The 18,807-nt window shown below is 51.0% G+C and carries 20 protein-coding genes and 1 other RNA gene; 9 read left to right on the top strand and 12 right to left on the bottom strand.

Going from position 1 to position 18,807, the window contains the following annotated elements:
• Positions 1-9: 9 nt before the first annotated feature.
• Positions 10-1,317, bottom strand: a complete 1,308-nt coding sequence (locus ACMYSL_RS22100; RefSeq protein WP_181483292.1) for a carbohydrate ABC transporter permease — start codon at positions 1,315-1,317, stop codon at positions 10-12.
• Between the two features lie 55 nt (positions 1,318-1,372).
• Entirely contained in the window at positions 1,373-2,605 is a 1,233-nt protein-coding gene (locus ACMYSL_RS22105) for a maltodextrin ABC transporter substrate-binding protein (protein WP_304256632.1), read from the bottom strand.
• Positions 2,606-2,958: 353 nt separating this feature from the next.
• Between ACMYSL_RS22105 and ACMYSL_RS22110 the strand changes: the two genes are divergently transcribed.
• Together ACMYSL_RS22110 and ACMYSL_RS22115 are read left to right on the top strand one after the other, a co-directional pair.
• Complete coding sequence (locus tag ACMYSL_RS22110) at positions 2,959-4,068, top strand: ABC transporter ATP-binding protein (RefSeq protein ID WP_434659957.1); 1,110 nt, start codon at positions 2,959-2,961, stop codon at positions 4,066-4,068.
• A 258-nt stretch (positions 4,069-4,326) separates the two neighbouring features.
• Positions 4,327-5,913, top strand: a complete 1,587-nt coding sequence (locus tag ACMYSL_RS22115; RefSeq protein ID WP_434659958.1) for an EAL domain-containing protein — start codon at positions 4,327-4,329, stop codon at positions 5,911-5,913.
• A gap of 2 nt (positions 5,914-5,915) precedes the next feature.
• On the opposite strand, the gene ACMYSL_RS22120 is transcribed toward ACMYSL_RS22115, so the two are convergent.
• Positions 5,916-6,188, bottom strand: coding sequence for a metal-sensing transcriptional repressor (locus tag ACMYSL_RS22120; RefSeq protein WP_110273719.1), 273 nt, complete (start codon positions 6,186-6,188; stop codon positions 5,916-5,918).
• Between the two features lie 165 nt (positions 6,189-6,353).
• Here ACMYSL_RS22120 and ACMYSL_RS22125 point away from each other — a divergent pair, with 165 nt between their 5' ends.
• Positions 6,354-7,205, top strand: coding sequence for a nickel/cobalt efflux protein RcnA (locus ACMYSL_RS22125; protein WP_434659959.1), 852 nt, complete (start codon positions 6,354-6,356; stop codon positions 7,203-7,205).
• 46 nt (positions 7,206-7,251) lie between these two features.
• On the opposite strand, the gene ACMYSL_RS22130 is transcribed toward ACMYSL_RS22125, so the two are convergent.
• Complete coding sequence (locus ACMYSL_RS22130) at positions 7,252-7,605, bottom strand: DUF1428 domain-containing protein (protein ID WP_181483296.1); 354 nt, start codon at positions 7,603-7,605, stop codon at positions 7,252-7,254.
• A gap of 92 nt (positions 7,606-7,697) precedes the next feature.
• Positions 7,698-8,312 carry a YczE/YyaS/YitT family protein gene (locus tag ACMYSL_RS22135; RefSeq protein WP_304256624.1) on the bottom strand — a complete coding sequence of 205 codons (615 nt, stop codon included), beginning with the start codon at positions 8,310-8,312 and terminating at the stop codon, positions 7,698-7,700.
• Between the two features lie 87 nt (positions 8,313-8,399).
• Between ACMYSL_RS22135 and ACMYSL_RS22140 the strand changes: the two genes are divergently transcribed.
• A complete protein-coding gene (locus ACMYSL_RS22140) occupies positions 8,400-9,827 on the top strand; it encodes a PLP-dependent aminotransferase family protein (protein ID WP_434659960.1) in 1,428 nt (475 codons plus the stop codon).
• A 133-nt stretch (positions 9,828-9,960) separates the two neighbouring features.
• On the opposite strand, the gene ACMYSL_RS22145 is transcribed toward ACMYSL_RS22140, so the two are convergent.
• The 3 genes from ACMYSL_RS22145 to ffs all read right to left on the bottom strand — a co-directional run bounded on the left by ACMYSL_RS22145 (position 9,961) and on the right by ffs (position 10,843).
• On the bottom strand, positions 9,961-10,176 hold the full coding sequence (locus ACMYSL_RS22145) for a hypothetical protein (RefSeq protein WP_110273724.1): 216 nt from the start codon (positions 10,174-10,176) through the stop codon (positions 9,961-9,963).
• A complete protein-coding gene (locus ACMYSL_RS22150) occupies positions 10,173-10,430 on the bottom strand; it encodes a hypothetical protein (RefSeq protein ID WP_110273725.1) in 258 nt (85 codons plus the stop codon). The genes ACMYSL_RS22145 and ACMYSL_RS22150 overlap by 4 nt, the downstream gene beginning before the upstream one ends.
• A gap of 316 nt (positions 10,431-10,746) precedes the next feature.
• Positions 10,747-10,843, bottom strand: an RNA gene (gene ffs / locus ACMYSL_RS22155) — signal recognition particle sRNA small type.
• Positions 10,844-11,107: 264 nt separating this feature from the next.
• Here ffs and ACMYSL_RS22160 point away from each other — a divergent pair.
• Positions 11,108-11,515, top strand: coding sequence for a dTDP-glucose pyrophosphorylase (locus ACMYSL_RS22160; RefSeq protein WP_434659961.1), 408 nt, complete (start codon positions 11,108-11,110; stop codon positions 11,513-11,515).
• Positions 11,516-11,580: 65 nt separating this feature from the next.
• On the top strand, positions 11,581-11,892 hold the full coding sequence (locus ACMYSL_RS22165; RefSeq protein WP_434659962.1) for an MGMT family protein: 312 nt from the start codon (positions 11,581-11,583) through the stop codon (positions 11,890-11,892).
• Between the two features lie 41 nt (positions 11,893-11,933).
• Here ACMYSL_RS22165 and ACMYSL_RS22170 read toward each other — a convergent pair whose 3' ends face one another.
• Entirely contained in the window at positions 11,934-12,443 is a 510-nt protein-coding gene (locus tag ACMYSL_RS22170; RefSeq protein WP_181483302.1) for a YbaY family lipoprotein, read from the bottom strand.
• Positions 12,444-12,663: 220 nt separating this feature from the next.
• Between ACMYSL_RS22170 and tesB the strand changes: the two genes are divergently transcribed.
• The gene (gene tesB / locus ACMYSL_RS22175; RefSeq protein ID WP_434659963.1) at positions 12,664-13,539 is read left to right on the top strand and encodes an acyl-CoA thioesterase II; all 876 of its coding nucleotides are present in this window, start codon (positions 12,664-12,666) and stop codon (positions 13,537-13,539) included.
• Positions 13,540-13,620: 81 nt separating this feature from the next.
• Here tesB and ACMYSL_RS22180 read toward each other — a convergent pair whose 3' ends face one another.
• Positions 13,621-14,550: a LysR substrate-binding domain-containing protein gene (locus ACMYSL_RS22180; protein WP_434659964.1), complete on the bottom strand. Its 930-nt coding sequence runs from the start codon at positions 14,548-14,550 to the stop codon at positions 13,621-13,623.
• Positions 14,551-14,722: 172 nt separating this feature from the next.
• On the opposite strand from ACMYSL_RS22180, the gene ACMYSL_RS22185 reads away from it, so the two are divergent.
• Complete coding sequence (locus tag ACMYSL_RS22185) at positions 14,723-16,207, top strand: UbiD family decarboxylase (protein WP_434659965.1); 1,485 nt, start codon at positions 14,723-14,725, stop codon at positions 16,205-16,207.
• A gap of 108 nt (positions 16,208-16,315) precedes the next feature.
• A complete protein-coding gene (locus tag ACMYSL_RS22190; RefSeq protein ID WP_434659966.1) occupies positions 16,316-17,056 on the top strand; it encodes a DUF554 domain-containing protein in 741 nt (246 codons plus the stop codon).
• Between the two features lie 56 nt (positions 17,057-17,112).
• On the opposite strand, the gene amtB is transcribed toward ACMYSL_RS22190, so the two are convergent.
• Both amtB and glnK read right to left on the bottom strand, forming a co-directional pair.
• The gene (gene amtB, locus ACMYSL_RS22195; protein ID WP_167492815.1) at positions 17,113-18,399 is read right to left on the bottom strand and encodes an ammonium transporter AmtB; all 1,287 of its coding nucleotides are present in this window, start codon (positions 18,397-18,399) and stop codon (positions 17,113-17,115) included.
• A 33-nt stretch (positions 18,400-18,432) separates the two neighbouring features.
• A complete protein-coding gene (glnK, locus tag ACMYSL_RS22200) occupies positions 18,433-18,771 on the bottom strand; it encodes a P-II family nitrogen regulator (RefSeq protein WP_004099573.1) in 339 nt (112 codons plus the stop codon).
• Between the last annotated feature and the right edge of the window lie 36 nt (positions 18,772-18,807).

The raw sequence follows: 18,807 nt of genomic DNA on the forward strand, positions 1-18,807 counted from the left end.
TTGCTTCCCTTACGCCATGTCGTCGTTTTTGAAGGATTTAGTGGCGCGGAACTGCCACAACGCCAGGCCGACAACGAAAATCGACAGCAGGATCGTAATGGTGGCCGCGATGGCGTATTGCGAAGACGACATCGTCAATTTATAAATCCACGACACCAGAATATCCGTACCCCCAGCATTGGAACCCGCCACCGCAGGGCCGCCGTTGTTGAACAGATAGATGATGTTGAAGTTGTTAAAGTTGAAGGTGTACTGGGTGATGATGATCGGCGCAATCGAGTACAGCACCAGCGGCAGAGTAATGGTGCGCAGACGGGTATACGCGCTTGCGCCGTCCATGGTGGCCGCTTCATAAAGATCGTCCGGTATCGCCTGCAGTACGCCGGTAGTCATGGCAAAGACAAACGGGAAGCCCAGCCAGGTCTGCATCATGATCAGCGCAGTCTTGGTCCAGAACGGATCGGTCAGCCACGCCTTCGGGCTGATGCCGAAGAAGGATAAAATTGCGTTATTAATCACCCCGAACGAATCGTTGAACATCCCGGCAAAAACCAGAATTGTCACGAACCCCGGCACCGCCCACGGCAGAATAAAAATAGTACGAATCATCGGCTTAAAGCGCAGATCTTTCTGGTTGACCAGAATGGCCAGCAGCACACCGACGGTACATTGCAACGTCGTCGCCAGTAAAGTCCACACCACTGTCCACTGCAACACATCAAAGAAGGTTGAGCGCCAGATGGATAATGTGAAGATGTTGATGAAGTTTTTGAACCCGACCCAATCCACCAGCTTCGCCGGCGGCGTGTGGTAAAGGTTGTAGTTGGTAAAGGCAATGGCAAAACCAAACAAAATCGGGAAGATGACGACAAACACCAGCAGAATAAAGCCGGGGCTAATCATCAGATAGGGAAAACCGTCTCTGAGCAGCATCTGATACTGCTTGCGCACGCTATTTAGCGCCATGCCCTCATCGCGCTTTTTGCCATTTACCCAGGCATCGCGCAGCGAGAGAAAATAGACCAGCAGGCCAAAGGCGACAATCAGTACGCTGATAATCCCTTCCGCCAGCAGGAAAATAGAATTATCCCGCGGTACCTCTTCGCCTAAGGTATATAGCCCCCATAAGCCCTCGCTGAGAAAATCATAAAAAACGCTCATAAAGCTACTCAGCAGCACCAGGAAGACAATCCCCTTCAACCACTGACGGTGATAAAACTGCCCAAAACCCGGCACGATAGCCAGCAACAGGCCGCACCACGCATGGCGTCCTGCGCCGCGCACCTCGGCAATATTTTCGCTGGGATTGATAATCACACACGACTCCTTCTGAAAACGGGAGGAGTACCTCCCGTTCTGTTACATCACCTGATTATTGATTGCTGGCCTGCATCGCTTCGATCTGCATCTTGATCTGCTTCTCAGCCCCATCAAGCGCCGCCTGCGGATCCTGTTTCCCGGTCAGGCTCAGCTCCAGAGCGGCATTCGCCGGACCCCAGACTTCGCCCATTTCCGGAATGCCAGGCATCGCCGTCGCCCGCGCCGACTGCACGGCCACCGCGCTGGCCTTTTCGTCATTCTTAATCACCGGATCGTCAATCATCGCTTTCAACGGCGGAATTTCGCCGGTCGCGATATAGCGCGCTTTCACGTACTGCGGCTGGTTGATGAATTCGATGAACTGCTGCGCCAGAGCTTTGTCTTTGCTCCACGTCGAGACCACATAACCTTTCACACCGAGGAAGGAGCTCATTGGTTTACCGTCCGGCAGCGTTGGTAGCGGCACGACTCCGTAGTTGATGCCTGCCGCTTCATACGGCTGGAAGGCCCACGGACCGTTAATCACTGCCGCCGCTTTCTTCTCGGTGAACAGTGAATCGATAGCATTCAGTCCGTTGTCCCCAAGGATTCCGGCCGGGAAAACCTTTTCGGCATAGAATTTTTTCAGGAAGGTGACCGCTTCCACCGCGCCAGGTTTATTCAGGCCAACGTCCTGCGGGTTAAAACCACCTTTGTCGTTCTTGCCGAAGATGTAGCCGCCCATTGGCCCGATAGCGCCCCAGCTGTAATAGATCTGATCAAACTTCGCCAACAGGCCGTATTTGCCCTCTTCGCGCTGTTTTTTCGAATAGTCGAACCACGCCTGCAGGCTATCCAGCGGCTGGGCAATCAGGTCTTTGTTGTAAATCAGCACCAGGGTTTCCACCGCTTTCGGCACGCCGTACAACACATTATCCATGTGGAAAGCGTTGATTGACGCAGGTGTGAAAACGTCTTGTTTTGCCTGGTCCAGCGTCAAAGGCGATAAAAGCCCCTGTACAACCGCGCCGCCTAGCTGATCGTTCGGGATAACCAGTACATCAGGGCCAATACCCGCCGGGCCATCAAGGCGCAGCTTTTCCAACTGCTGGGCGTAAGGCATCTCCTGCACATTCACCTTAACGTTGTACTGCTTTTCAAAATCACTCACCGCGGTTTTGATACCGTCAGATTTCTTAATGTCTTCCCAGACGTTGAGCTGCCCAGCCGCGTGCGCCTGCAGGCTCACTAACTGCCCGGCAGACAAAGTGGTAAGGATCAGTGCAGCAAGAGTGTTCTTTTTCATTATCAACCTCATGTGAAGGTATAACAATTAAATGGTTTTTATTGGGTGGTACGACTTTTTGTAATGTTTGAATTTATTGATAAACGGTGATTCATAATGAAAACCTCCGTCACATTGAATTTGTTATACGCTACGCTTTGAATGCGGATAAAACTACTGAAAGCTGCCAGTTGTGTGATCATGATTGCAGAAATGAAACATCACTATATGGCGCAAAAACGCTGGAAGTTATAGTCATCACATGACTTTAGTGTCGTTGAGCATCGTCAGGCTGAATTGTTATACGTTATACAAAACCACATTGCAGCCCTAGTCCCAACGGCAAACAACGGCTACTAACCCGGGGAATGTTGATGTCCAATATACGACTGAGGAATGTCACCAAGCGGTTCGGCAGTACAGTGACGCTGCATCAGGTAAATCTTGATATTGAAGATGGTGAATTTGCGGTTTTCGTCGGCCCGTCCGGCTGCGGTAAATCTACGCTACTGCGCATGATTGCCGGACTCGAGGAGGTCAGCGACGGTGAAGTGCTGATTGGTGATGAAGTGATGAACGACGTGGTACCAGCCCATCGTGGCGTAGCGATGGTATTTCAGTCTTACGCGCTTTATCCGCATATGACGGTTGCGGAAAATATGGGCTATGGCCTTAAGGTCAATAAAGTCCCGAAAGATGAAATTCGCCGTCAGGTTGAGATGGTGGCAAAAACGCTGCAGCTTTCGCATCTGCTGGATCGTAAACCTAAACAGCTCTCAGGTGGTCAGCGCCAGCGCGTGGCGATTGGCCGCGCTATTGTGCGCAATCCGCGAGTGTTTATGTTTGATGAACCGCTCTCCAACCTTGATGCTGAATTACGCGTCGAGATGCGTCTGCATATCGCCAAACTACACCACGAACTCAAGACCACCATGGTCTATGTCACCCACGATCAGGTCGAAGCAATGACTCTGGCCGATAAAATAGTCGTGATGAACTACGGCAAAGTTGAGCAGATGGGCTCACCGATGTCGCTGTATTACAATCCGGTAAATAAATTCGTTGCAGGATTCATCGGTTCACCGAAAATGAACTTCCTTCCCGCCACGGTGACCGCCTGGCAGCCAGGCCAGCTCAGCGTGAAGATGGCGCAAGATCACCACCTGACGCTCAATATCACTACCTCGCCGCTGCAGCCAGGTGCCCCCGTTACGCTCGGTATTCGCCCTGAACATCTCTCAACGAATGTGAACACAGGGACCGTCGTTGAGTTTCAATGTGAAGTGGTCGAGAGACTGGGCAACAATACCTATCTGTTCGGTCAGTGTTATGGCCATGATAACGTCAAAATCCTGCTGCCCGGCGACGTTCATTTCCGCCCATGGCAGAAAATTAGCGTTGCGTTCGACGATCGCTACTGCATGGTGTTCGATGAAAATGACCTGCGGATTAGCACCGATATCTCTGCACCGGATGCCCATTAAGCACAACATCTGGCTGTCATGATTACGCTTTAGAATATGAATATATGCTGATAACCCTTATTGTCAGCATGCTAGCCCTCGTTTTTCTCCGCATCGCTCAAAGCGTTAAGCGTCGCGGATCATCCACTGTTTGCCCGAAATCGTCGGTATCTCGCGATTCGGGCTTTTTTATCCCGCGCAACTCTGATTTCCTGACCACTACGTTTTTTATCTTTCGCGTATACTCATCGAACCCCTCGATAAATTAAGGAAATACTCATGACGACCCGGCATCAAGTGAGTCTGGTTACAGGGGTACTAATACTTGCCATTATTTTGCCCATAGTCCTGAGTATCTGGTTAGCAACCCAGCAGGCCAAAATGCAGTTTTACACCGAACTGGATAATTTTTCCGCCCGCGTTCTGGAGCGCGTCCAGCAGGTAGCCGACCAGGCACGAGAAGCGCTCAAGGAAGCGGATACCCATACGGCCGCCACCTGTAGCCCACAGCACTTACTCGAAATGCGGCGCATTGCCTATACCCATCGCTACGTGCAGGAGGTTCTGTGGTTACGCGATGGCATTCCGCAGTGCTCTTCTCTTGAAGATCACCAGGTTTCAGTAACCTTTCCGGTACCTGATCACATCACTAGCGACGGCTATCGTGCCTGGCTTACATCGGTTAACGACCTGGGCCTGCAACATAAAATGACGGCAATGGGCAGCGAACATCACGTGGTGATGATTGATCCCACTTCGTTTATTGATGTGATTCCATTAGGCCAGGAAGAGATTCACACTCTCTTGTTCGGAACCAAGCGCAATCAGATTATTATCAGTAGTAAGCCGCTCGATGCGGTAGCCTGGGCGAAAATTAAACGTCTGGATGCCGATACGCTGACTCTCAATAATACCGTTTATCGTATTCACACCATTCCTGAGCTGGGTCTGGCTATCGCCACCTGGTCATCCACGCTGCCATTACAGAAAAAACTCCATCAGCAGCTGATACTGTGGCTACCGATTGGTTTATTCACTAGCCTGCTGGCCTCGTTCCTGCTTCTTCGCTTGTTAAGAAGATTACGCTCACCGCGCTACGGGATGCTGGACGCCCTGCACTCCAACGCCATTCAGGTGTATTACCAACCCATAATTTCGCTACAAAGTGGAAAAATCGTTGGCGCTGAAGCGCTGGCGCGCTGGCAGCAACCGGATGGTAGCTTTTTATCGCCGGATATTTTTATTCCGCTTGCCGAACAGACCGGGCTTATCACCCGCTTAACGGAAGATATTGTCAGAAAAATATTTGCCGACCTTGGCCCCTGGTTACGCCAGCGTCCGGATATCCATATTGCGATTAATCTGTCGGTCGATGACTTGCGTTCGCCAAAGCTGCCGCAGCTTTTACGCGAACAGCTTCTTATCTGGAATATCCATGCCCAGCAAATCATCCTGGAAATTACCGAACGCGGTTTTGTTGATCCGCAAATCACCCTGCCGGTTATCGCGGGCTACCGCCAGGCAGGGCATCGTATCTCCATTGATGATTTCGGTACCGGCTACTCCAGCCTGAGCTATTTACAAAAACTGGACGTTGATACTCTGAAAATCGATAAATCGTTTGTCGATACGCTGGAGTACAAACCGCTTACCCCGCACATTATCGAGATGGCGAAAGCGCTTAATCTGGCGACCGTCGCGGAAGGTGTGGAAACCGAAAGCCAGCGCGACTGGCTGCGCGATCATGGTGTGCAATATGCCCAAGGCTGGCTTTACAGCAAGGCTCTGCCGAAAGAGAAGTTTATCCTGTGGGCAGAGAATAACCTCAAAGCACACCCCACAGAGGCTGATGAAAATCGCGCCTGAATTCACTTCAGGTAAGATTTGACCACCTGCATGACCACTTCAAGGTCGGCTTCACGCTGGCCTTCTTCTGGTTCTTTAACGACATGGTCCGTTAAGTGTCCCTGGATGACCTGCAACATCATACCGTTGACCGCCCCGCGGATCGCCGCAAGCTGCTGCAAAACCTCTGCGCATTCATGTTCCCGATTGAGCATTTTCTCCAGCGCCGCACTTTGCCCCTGAATTTTCTTCAATCTGGTCAATAACATCTTCTTGTGACGAACAGTATGTGACATATCGCGATCCACTCTTTAATAAGTCAATTTTTGCCGCTAAAGGCCTTTGTATGGAATGACAACAGCATAACATGCTCTACTCCCCCGGAGTATTTTTCTACTGGGGGGGTAGTATTTATGTACTGGGGGGGAGTAGCATACGATCACTTTTAGCGGGAGCTGGTTATGAACGATTTCACTTCACTTTTGCAGCAAGGCAATGCCTGGTTATTTATACCCAGCGCCATTCTGCTCGGCGCACTACACGGCCTCGAGCCGGGGCACTCTAAAACAATGATGGCGGCATTTATTGTGGCGGTGCGTGGCACGTTGAAGCAGGCGGTACTGCTGGGGCTAGCTGCGACCATATCGCATACGGCGGTCGTCTGGCTGGTGGCGATGGCGGGTTTATGGTTTGGTCGCGGCTGGGATGCGCAGACATCAGAACCCTGGTTTCAGCTGATTTCAGGGATCCTTATCGTACTGATCGCCTGCTGGATGCTGTGGCGAACCTGGTGCGAATCTCGCCCGCATGAACATGAACATGAACATGAACATGAACATGAACATGAACATGAACATGAACATGAACATCATCATGATCACCACCATCCACATGAATACAACTCTCGCCCTCATCAAGGTCCGCTGGTTACCGCCGACTGGCAGGACGCGCACCAGCGAGCGCATGCAGAAGAGATCAATCGTCGCTTTAACGGACAACAAGTCACCACCGGGCAAATCATGTTATTCGGGCTAACGGGTGGTTTAATCCCCTGTCCGGCATCAATTACCGTATTGCTCATTTGCCTGCAGTTGAAAAAATTCTCACTGGGAGCGACGCTGGTATTGGGGTTTAGCGTGGGGCTGGCGCTTACCTTAGTCGCCTCTGGCGCGATTGCGGCTTTAAGCGTGAAACACGTCGCCAACCGCTGGCCGGGGCTGAACAATCTGTCGCGAAAAGCCCCGTGGATTTCCGGCACGCTGATTATCGTGGTGGGTTTCTATATGATGCTGCATGGCTGGAGCAGTTTGTAACGAAGCTATTGCCATCCCCACTGGCTGCGGGGATGGCAGAGATGAATTACTCATCCAGTAGCGGTACGAAACCGCCGAAAATCATTCGTTTACCGTCAAATGGCATATTATCGCCGAACTCTTTCATCCGCGGATCGGCCATCATTTTGGCGTTGGCGGCATCCCTGGCTTCTTTCGAAGCATATTCAATCCAGCTAAACACCACCTCTTCATCATCTTCAGCTTTCACTGCCATACGGAAGTCGGTCAACTTTCCATCGGGGACATCATCCGCCCAACACTCCACCACGCGCAGCGCGCCAAACTCTTTAAAGAGTGGCGCGGCCTTTGCTGCCATTTCGCGGTATGCCTCCTTATTTTCCGCCGGTACGGCAACAACAAAACCATCAACGTACTTCATGAGTTAATTCTCCGAAGTGAACAGCACAGCCGGAGAACCCGGCTGTATCTGAATTGATAAGTTTAGTCTTTGCACTTGATGACGGCTTAAAATCAGGAAATAACCTCACTGCGTTTTGCCGACGCTTTGCGCGTAATTGGCTGGCGAAACCACGGCAAGCACAGCTGAATCAACGGCCCAATCGTTAACGCATAAAGTACGGTACCTACGCCAAATTTACCGCCTAATAGCCAGCCAATCAGCAGAACCGATACTTCAATCGCCGTACGAATGCCGCGCAACGACCACCCTGTACGTGCATGCAGGCCAGTCATCAGACCATCGCGAGGACCCGGGCCGAAACCGGCACCAATATACATGCCAGTTGCCAGTGCATTCAGCACGATAGCTCCCACCAGCAGGAGGCTGCTCGACACGAGCGATTCTATAGGCGGCAATACCGCCAGAGTGGCATTTGCTGCCAGCCCTAACACAACCACATTACTCACGGTACCCAGACCCGGCATTTGCCGTAGCGGGATCCACAACAGCAGTACCGCCGCGCCTGTCAGGATCATCACAGTGCCGAAATCCAGACTGAATTGTTTGCCAATCCCCAGATGAAAAACATCCCACGGATCGGCCCCGAGATTGGCATGAACAAATAGCGCGGTCGATACGCCGTACAGGACCAGACCGATGTAAAGTTGCAGTAAGCGACGTACCATTTTTCACCTCAGAGTCATTGCGATTTCCGCTATCATCAGTAAAAATGGATTGATAATTAATGGCCAGTTTTTAAAAAGTGGATTGCTATGTCATCTCGTCGCTTTGGTTCACAATCGCTGGTCCGATTGCTCGGTAACTGGCAAGAATCCGCCTCCCGTACGCCGCTCTGGCGTCAGTTAGCTGAAGCTCTACGCCTGCTAATCCTCGATGGTCGCCTGGCTTTGGAAACCCGGCTACCCGGCGAACGTGAACTGGCAGCCGCTCTGAATATCAGCCGCACTACGGTTGCCAGCGCGCTCGGGCAACTACGAGAGGAGGGCTATCTCTACAGTCGCCAGGGTAGCGGATCGCGTATCGCTCTGCCGGAACGCCCCGTAAATATGGTAGCCAAAACGCCGGACCCGTTGTCAGTCAATCTGGCTGTTGCTGCGCTCAGCGCTGGACCTGAGATCCATCAAGCCTACAGTCAGGCTCTCAAGATCATGCCTCAGCATTTATCCAATACCGGTTACGATCAGCAAGGCATGGCGCTTCTTCGCGAAGCGATCGCCCACCGCTATAGCGAGCGCGGCCTGCCGACGCGCAGTGACGAAGTGATGATCGTCAATGGAGCGCTAAGCGGATTTGCTCTGGTGCTGCGTTTATTAACCGGACCAGGCGATCGCGTGGTGGTAGATGCGCCGACTTACCCCATGGCGATCAGCGCAATTCAGGGAGCATCGTGCCGGCCGGTTGGCGTCGCGTTACCAGCGCAGGGATGGGATTGCGACGGTCTGGCAGCGACGATCGCGCAAACGGCCCCGCGACTGGCCTGGCTGATGCCCGACTTTCATAACCCCACTGGTCGTTGTATGGATAGCGCCACGCGCCAGCGGGTTGCCGATATCGCGGCGCAAACCCGCACTACTCTGGTGATCGATGAGACGATGGTCGATTTATGGTACGACGCCCCACCACCGCCTCCATTAGCGACGTTTAATCCGGACGCGCCGGTAATCACTATCGGCTCTGCGGGGAAAAGTTTTTGGGGAGGGTTGCGCATAGGCTGGATCCGCGCGTCTTCACGAACCATTGCATCGCTGGTCCAGGCACGCGACTCCCTCGATCTGGGCTCTCCGCTGCTGGAGCAACTGGCCTGCTGCTGGTTACTGGAAAATGAAAAAACGCTGTTACCATCACGCCGGACGATGCTGGCCGCCCGCAGGGACATGTGTGGCGAACTGATGGCTGAGTTTTTCCCGCATTGGCGTTTTACGTTGCCCGAGGGGGGGCTCTCTTTTTGGGTGGAATTACCAGGAATGCTGGCGACACTGTTTTCGGTGCGGGCAGAAAGTCGCGGGATTCATATCGGAACAGGAACGCGTTTCGGTCTGGCAGGCGCATTTGACCGTTATTTACGTTTGCCCTTCACGCTGTCTGATGAGGAACTACGCAACGCCTTCAATACGCTGCAGCCGCTATGGCATAGCCTTACGGAACAGAAGGATAATTTTCGCCTGCGGAAAATTATATAATAAAATATCGACGGGCTGGAGCCAGCCCGTCAAAAACCATCATCCATGATGCATATGAGATGTTTTTATAAAATTGCCATTCAATCTTGTCATTACGACATGTCAGTCCGATGACAAAAATGAAATAATTTCATCAATGCTGGCGCGGAATCGCAAAACCTTTTAGCGATATAATAAAACCATCTTCATCTTTTTTAATTTTTGCACCGGTATCACACCAATCGGATGCAATGCGAAAAAACTCATCGCTACCAATATTCCAGTTCAGACGTACATGCTTAACGTAGCCGGATCGTAGCATGTCGCAGGCTTCGCTATAGTTGCTGGCTGTAGAGAGTTGTTGTTTCATTTTCTCTTCTTCAGAATTTTACGTAATGCTTTGATTTCTTTAGGGGTCAATGGAGACGTTTCCTCTTCGGTATGCTGGCTATCGATATCTTCTTCCGAAACCCCCGCCTCGTCTGCTGAATCCACTACCTGAAAAGCTAGCAACAGTAGTTTCTCCGTCGCTGTCCCTAAATTCTCGTTATTTTCTTCCGCATACTGACGCAGTTTTTCTTTTAACTCGCTATCAATTTTTACGTTCAGAACCACAGTGGTCATAATCACGCTTCCCGTGAAATAAAATTATCATATAATTAATACACGAAGTTAACATGCTGATCCAGAGATATATTTCCAGCTTATATCTAACAACATTTTCCCATAACTAATTTGCACGCCATATATGACACGAAAATGACATTAATATTTCAGTTAAATTTCAATTTTATGACATAATAATTTTTTGGCATAAGAACCAGGCATTTTAGGAATAAAAAAATACACAGAATAACTGTGGATATTAAATATTGAGAGAGGGAAAAGTCGCCACTTTACTGTGGGATAGAAAATTTTGAGACCCAGAAATGGGTGGGGGCCCTGCCAGCTACATCCCGGCACACACGTCGTCTGCTCTGGCTGCTTCCTTCCGGATCTGACCTGGTAAACAGAGTAGCATTGCGGGAGAACCAACAGAGCCCCCATTGAGAGCGTTAGTTACCTAACGCGCTGGCGCATTATCCCTGCTGAACCAGTGAATTGCAAGCTGCTGCCGATCGGCTGCTGATTTATTGCGCAAAACCAGCAAATGAGTATCACAGGATACTTATCGATACACTTCAGCGGGGTGAAATAAAGAGATTGCGAGCATACTCTCAGCACAATTTCCCGTCGTCATTCATAATACCATACATGCTTTGTATCCTTTTTAATCAATACGTTATCCCAATGGTACCTGAATGAGTGAATTACCGCGTTTAATCACCACCCTGGCGATGCCCCCTATCGATGAAGTCACCGTTCCTTTCCACGGTTTAAACTTCCTGCGCCCAGAGCTGATGCTGGATTTCATCACGATTAGCGATGCCCAACTGCTGGCTGTGACGCCGGTTGCGCTGCTTTACTCCAGCGTCGGCGTGCTCCAGCACGTTGAACTGCGCAAGTTGCCCATCGAAGTTAGCGGCCGCGTGGTGTACCCGATATCAACGCTTAAGCTCCCGGCGATGCGGGCTAAACTTATCATTAACGCTCAGTCCAAACGCCTGAAGTTTCTTGAAAGCCTGCTGAGCAATACCCCGAACGAAAATATCCATGGTATGCAGATCCTTGGCCTGGCACTGGAATTTACCGTTGCAAAAACGGCTTGAGTCGTCATCTGTACAGTCTGCCGTCCAAAGCTTATCCTGAACGTTTTCCGGCAGCAGGACGTACCATGGATTCTCACGATACCTTTCCACAGCGGGTCTGGCAGATAATCGCCTCGATACCGGAAGGCTACGTTGCCACCTATGGCGACATTGCCCATTTGGCAGGCTCGCCGCGCGCTGCACGCCAGGTCGGGGGAGTGTTAAAGCGTCTACCGGAAGGCTCTACTCTCCCCTGGCATCGGGTGGTCAACCGTCACGGGGACATCTCTCTGAATGGTCCCGATCTGCAACGTCAACGACAGGCGCTACTGGCGGAAGGCGTGCAGGTTTCCGGTAGCGGTCATATTGACCTGCAGCACTACCGTTGGATTTATTAGAGGCAAAAAAGGCCCCTGAACAGGCAGGGGCGCTGATGATTTTATTGCGCGACAGGGGCAGCGTTGGCTACCGGAACAGCCGTCTGCTGGACCGGCACCAGTAACAGATCGGCACGATTGCCCCCCTGGTTTATCACCGTTTGCACGGTATCAGTGATAAACATCAACTGGCCATTCACAGTAATTGCAGAACTTAACAAAATGCGTGCGTTAGGCTTAATGTCTGCCTGGTTGTAAGGTAGCACAAAGTTAAACGGCGCCTGCTTCCCTTCCGTCCTTACTGCTTTTTGCGCCAACACGTGCGCTGGAGCATCAGCCAGAGATGCATCTGACAAGGTGACGGTCAATACTGCGTCCGGCGGCAACGCCACGCGCTGTCTAATATTGATTGTCCCGGAAACGTTAGGCTGCTGCTGCGAGGAGCTCAGTGAGGCAATGCCATAAGGATCGGGCGCTGCCGTTTGATTTGCTGCATTGCCGTTGTGATTATTCGCACAGGCGGTCAACGTAGCCGCTACGGCTAAGGCACTTAACATATAGGCAAATTTCATTATGTTCTCCTTTTCATCCCTACTGTAACAGGAGTACATCCTGCCAGAATCAGGGACAGGACATTAGTATCGTGAATAAGTGTGGCACAGATCTCAGATCTCTTCCTGGAAAGGAGCTCATATTCAGATTATTACACCCATCGGACCACTTGCGATTCCAGGTTATACTTTGCCTCAATTACGCGCTGCAAAAGGCAGTTATCATTGATTGAGGGTCACTATGAGTCAGGCACTATCTAATCTGCTGGCATTGTTAAATCTGGAAAAAATTGAAGAAGGGCTATTCCGCGGGCAGAGCGAAGATCTGGGATTGCGCCAGGTTTTTGGTGGCCAGGTGGTTGGCCAGGCATTGTATGCGGCAAAAGAGACGGTCCCCACTGAACGCCTGATTCACTCATTTCATAGCTATTTTCTGCGGCCCGGCGATAGCCAGAAACCGATAATCTATGATGTGGAAGTCCTGCGTGATGGCAATAGCTTCAGCGCCCGGCGAGTCGCGGCCATTCAGAACGGTAAGCCGATTTTCTACATGACAGCCTCTTTCCAGGCCCCGGAGTCCGGCTACGAACATCAGAAACCGATGCCGTCAGCTCCTGCGCCGGACGACCTCCCCTCTGAAACAGATATTGCCCGCAAGCTGGCCCATTTACTGCCGCCGCAGGTTAAAGATAAGTTTCTCTGCGATAAACCACTGGAGATTCGTCCGGCTGAATTCCATAACCCGCTGAAAGGCCACGTTGCACAACCAACGCGTCAGGTGTGGATCCGCGCTAACGGCGCAGTACCGGAGGATCTCCGTATTCATCAGTATTTACTGGGCTATGCTTCAGACTTCAACTTCCTGCCAGTAGCTCTGCAGCCGCACGGCGTGGGATTTCTTGAGCCGGGAATGCAGGTTGCTACTATCGATCATTCAATGTGGTTCCATCGTCCGTTCAATATTAACGAATGGTTACTTTATAGCGTTGAAAGCACATCGGCCTCCAGCGCTCGCGGTTTTGTACGCGGGGAGTTCTATACCCAGGACGGCACTCTGGTGGCTTCGACGGTACAGGAAGGGGTCATGCGCAACCGCAATATCTACCCAGTAGCCTAATCCCATCTCTGCAAGGCCCGGAAACGGGCCTGCTAAGAAGGGAATATCGTCTTCTGAAAAATGGGTTCACGCCAAATCTTGTCAATTTTTAGCCGCTACACGCTGAGTAACCCGATGTTCCTGGCGGCTAGTCAGCTCCCGGGTATAGTTGATAAAGTCGCGTAAAAGGTTATTTTTTATTTGCCGTCGCCAGCATAAGGTCAAGGTCGTGGTGGCAAATGCCTCCTCCAGCAGACAGTAGCTCACGTCTGACATCAGCATCGAGCTTTGTGTTTCAGGTACCAGCGCAACGCCCATTCCCATGGATACCAGGCCAATAGCAACCGACACATCACGCGTATACTGAATTTTCTGAGGAATAAACCCGGCCTGCTGACAGGCACTCATCGCCGACCAACCCAATCCCACGCCGTAGGGATCCTTTTGAATAAAGAATTGCTCACCCGCCAGTGATGACAAAGAGATTTTTCGGCTATGACCCAGTTCATGATGACGCGGTAACACGGCAATCAGCGAACGGGTAGCAATATTCATATATTCCAGCTGTTCAAATTGCGGTATCGGAGAGCGAACAAAAGCAAGGTCTATTCGTTTATCCAGCAAAAATGTTAATAAATCATGAGCATTATGTTCTTCTATAATGAGGTCGGCCTCTGATTTTTTGTGCCGGTAATTTTTTATTAACAATGTTAATGCCGGATCAAGGATAGAGGATCCCACATAGCCGACTTTTAATTGCCCCTTATGCCCTGAACGCAAGCTATTTGCATTCTCGCGAAACTTATCATAATGACCAAGAATAGTTCGCGCCTCTTCAATTAAAAACAACCCCTCAGCGGTCAATGAAACATGACGCCGGTCGCGAACAAACAACATCAGTTCCAACGTGTTCTCAAGGCTTTTAATTTGCTGGGTAAGCGCAGGTTGAGTGACGTTTAGCCTCTGTGCAGCCCGCCCAAAATGTAGTTCTTCTGCCAGTACAACAAATGCATGTAACTGCCGATAATCCATAGCAACCTCCTGGAAGCCACTAATAATAAATCCTTATTAAAATGCGGGGCAATGTTATTGGACTCTTATTTGTATTTATTGAAAATTAAACTCACCGTGATGATAAAAATCAGAGCATGCGTGTTTTATGACCAGCGCGTCATCGCTTAGTAAAAAATTAAAGGAGAGATTAATGTTTAAGGAACAGCAAAAAGTAACCGATCTTCGTTCCGCACTCGCGGTATTAAGCCAATATGATGATGAATTGATTTATACCGATGAACCCGTCGACCCTATTGCAGAATTATCCGGGGTATACCGCTATGTTGGGGCGCATGGCACCGTACAGCGCCCAACTCAGGTGGGGCCGGCCATGATATTCAATAAAGTCAAAGGGTACGATGATGTAAAAGTATTGATTGGCCTGCTCTGCTCGCGCAAACGCGTTGCTCGCCTATTTGGCACCACACCCGAAAATTTGGCTTTTATGCTAAAAGATTCCGTCGCAACGGCTATCGCGCCGATTGTGATCCCACGTGACCAGGCGGCATGTCAGGAGGTTGTCCACCTGGCAACCGATCCTGATTTCGATATTCTGAAAATATTACCTGCGCCAACCAATACCCCAGAAGATGCAGGCCCCTACTTTACCCTCGGTATGTGCTATGCCGCCGACCCGGAAACGGGTGAACATGACGTCACAATCCATCGTTTATGTGTGCAAAGCAAAGACGAAATCTCAATGTATTTCGTTCCAGGACGCCATCTTGACAGCTTCCGTCAGAAAGCCGAAGCGGCCGGGAAAGCATTACCCATCTCCATCAGTATTGGCGTCGACCCGGCCATTGAAATCGGTGCCTGCTTCGAACCGCCGACAACACCGCTAGGTTTTGATGAATTGTCGATTGCAGGAGGCCTGAGGAAACAGGCAGTAGAGCTTACCAATTGCGTAAGCGTGAATGCCCTTGCTATCGCCAACGCTGAAATCGTTATCGAAGGTGAACTCTTACCTAACGTTCGGGTTCGTGAAGACCAAAATAGCGACACCGGTAAGGCCATGCCAGAATTTCCAGGCTACACCGGCAGCGCCCAGGCTCAGGTTCCGATTATCAAAGTCAAAGCCATCACCCACCGCCGCCATCCCATCCTGCAAACCTGCATTGGGGCAAGCGATGAGCACACCAATCTGGCCGGTATCCCTACCGAAGCCAGTATTTTACAAATGGTCGAAAAAGCGCTGCCAGGCTTTGTTCAGAATGTCCATTGTCCATCGCCGGGTACCGGGAAATACCTCGCTGTTTTACAGGTAAAAAAACGCACACCCGCAGATGAAGGTAGGCAGCGTCAGGCCGCGCTTCTTGCATTTTCAGCCTTCTCAGAATTGAAGCATGTTATGTTGGTCGATGAGGACGTCGACGTTTTTGATATTAACGATGTGATATGGGCCATGACGACGCGTTATCAGGGCGATGTGAGCACCATATTTATTCCCGGCGTGCGCTGCCATCCGCTCGACCCTTCATCCGACCCGGCATTCAGCCCATCAATACTCGGCCACGGTATTGCCTGTAAGACTATTTTTGACTGCACCGTTCCATGGAATCTGAAAGCAAATTTTCAGCGTAGCAAATTCCTTGAAGTGGATGTTAATCGCTTCATTCCAGGCTTCAAAAAATAGTCGTTCACATTTGACAGGCTCGCTATCTACAGAACCTGTCGAATGGTGAGTCTGTTTACGGTCCGCCGCCAGAGATAGGTATTTTGTGAATGTTAACAAGGAAAAGTAATGATTGGGCCAATAATTAACTCCGCATCAACACTCATCGGCGGAATCGTCGGTGGCCTAATTGGCGATCGCCTGAGTGAAAAATTCCGTACTGCATTGCCCCTCACCTTTGGTGCGGCATCCATGGGAATGGGGATGACCGTGGTCGTTAAGTTACACGCGCTACCCGTTGTCGTTGCTTCATTATTATTCGGTGCCATTATCGGTGAAATATTCTCCATCGAGAAAAATATTGGCCGTGGTGCATCAAAATTGCGTTTTATCATCGATAAAATTGCCCCACAAAAAAGCGGTAGTCCATTATCGCAAGAGGAATATCTCGACAAATTTGTGGGTATTTTGGTGCTTTTCGTGGCATCAGGTACAGGTGTTTTTGGGGCGATGCAGGAAGGGATAACCGGCGATATCTCTATTCTGTTAACCAAATCATTCCTCGATATTCTGACCGCAGGTATTTTCGCCACCGCGCTTGGCCTTTCAGTTGCGACTATCGCGATCCCACAATTTATTGTCCAAATGCTCCTCCTGTTTATCGGACAATCAATAATGCCCATGCTAACGCCGGAAATGATTGCTGATTTCTCAGGGCTTGGCGGCTTCATTATGTTTGTGACGGGATTAAGAATCTGTGGGATTAAATCATTCCCGGTGGCCAACTTACTCCCTGGATTGATCATCGTCATGCCCATCTCCTGGCTGTGGGCCTCAACATTATTACCGTGGATTCAGTCTATTAGTTAACCATGTAAAAAAGCGGAGCCAGGCTCCGCTTTTCACTTTAGCAAGATGACGATGAATCAGGCGTTGTAGGCGTTCTCGCCGTGGCTGTTCACATCCAGACCTTCGCGTTCCTGATCTTCCGGTACGCGCAGGCCAACGGTCATATCAGCAACTTTGTAGCCAATGAACGCGACGATGCCGGACCAGACGATGGTGATGGCGATGCTTTCCAGCTGTACCAGAACCTGATGGCCCATGGTCACGCCTTCTGCGTAACCGACGCCGCCCAGAGAGGTTGCGGCAAAGATGCCGGTAAGGATACAGCCGACGATACCGCAGACACCGTGCACGCCGAACACATCGCACGGGTCATCAACACGCAACCAGCGTTTCAGTACGGTGACGCCCCACAGACCGGCCAGACCCGCCGCGATACCGACAATCAAAGAACCACCGACGCCGATATAGCCACATGCTGGTGTAACCCCAACCAGCCCTGCAATCGCCCCAGAACATGCGCCCAGCAGAGATGGCTTACCGCGGGTAACCCATTCACCGAAGGTCCACGCCAGGATAGCCGCCGCAGTCGCCACCACTGTGTTGACGAAAGCCAGGCCCGCAATTTCGTTCGCCGCGCCAGCAGAACCGGCGTTGAAGCCAAACCAACCAACGTAGAGGATCGCGGTACCGGTGAAGACCATCGGCAAGTTATGCGGCTTGAACGCTTCTTTGCCGAAGCCAACGCGTTTGCCCATCATGTAAGCACCCACCAACCCGGCGACGGCGGCGTTGATATGTACAACGGTACCACCCGCGAAGTCCAGCGCACCATGCGTTGCGAGCAGACCACCGCCCCAGACCATATGCGCAATCGGCACATAGGAGAGCGTCATCCACACCACCACGAAAATCAATACCGCAGAGAAACGGATCCGTTCCGCCAGCGCGCCAACAATCAGGCCGACGGTGATACAGGCAAAAGAGCCCTGGAAAGCAACGTGAATATATTGATAGAAGCTGCCCATCAGCGCTTTGAGTTCAATATTCTTCAGCATGACCCAGTCAAAGCTACCGAAGAAGCTGCCGCCAGTGCCGAAAGCTAATGTATATCCGTAAACCACCCACAGCACACAGACCAGCGCAAAAGTCACAATAACCTGAGTCAGCATGGAGAGAACGTTTTTACCGCGAATCAGGCCGCCATAGAACAGCGCGATGCCCGGAATGGTCATAAACAGCACCAGTGCGGTGCAAATCATCATAAAGGCGTTGTCGGCTTTATCCGCTACTGCCGGAGCGGCCATTGCCAACCCCGGAAGAAGCGCCAGCGCTCCCAGACCTGTTTTCATTGTTGCTATCTTCATTGTTTCGTTCCCCATCACTGTGTGGTCTGAAAGTTACAGTGCCGCTTCGTCAGATTCGCCGGTACGGATGCGAATGACGCGCTGCAACTCGGCGACAAAGATTTTGCCGTCGCCAATTTTTCCGGTATAAGCCGCTTTACTAATGACATCGACGACTTCATCGAGCTGATCGTCGGCAATGGCCACGTCAATCTTCACCTTCGGTAAAAAATTGACGCTGTATTCGGCGCCGCGATAAAGTTCCGCATGGCCTTTCTGACGGCCGAACCCTTTTACTTCAGTGACCGTCAGGCCCTGAATTCCCATCGAAGATAATGCTTCACGCACGTCTTCCAGTTTGAATGGTTTGATTACCACGGTAACCAGCTTCATAAGTCCCCTCCAGTCAGAATTCGGTAATGGCCACGG

The sequence above is a fragment of the Klebsiella sp. MISC125 genome (assembly GCF_051131775.1).
Lineage (GTDB): Bacteria > Pseudomonadota > Gammaproteobacteria > Enterobacterales > Enterobacteriaceae > Klebsiella.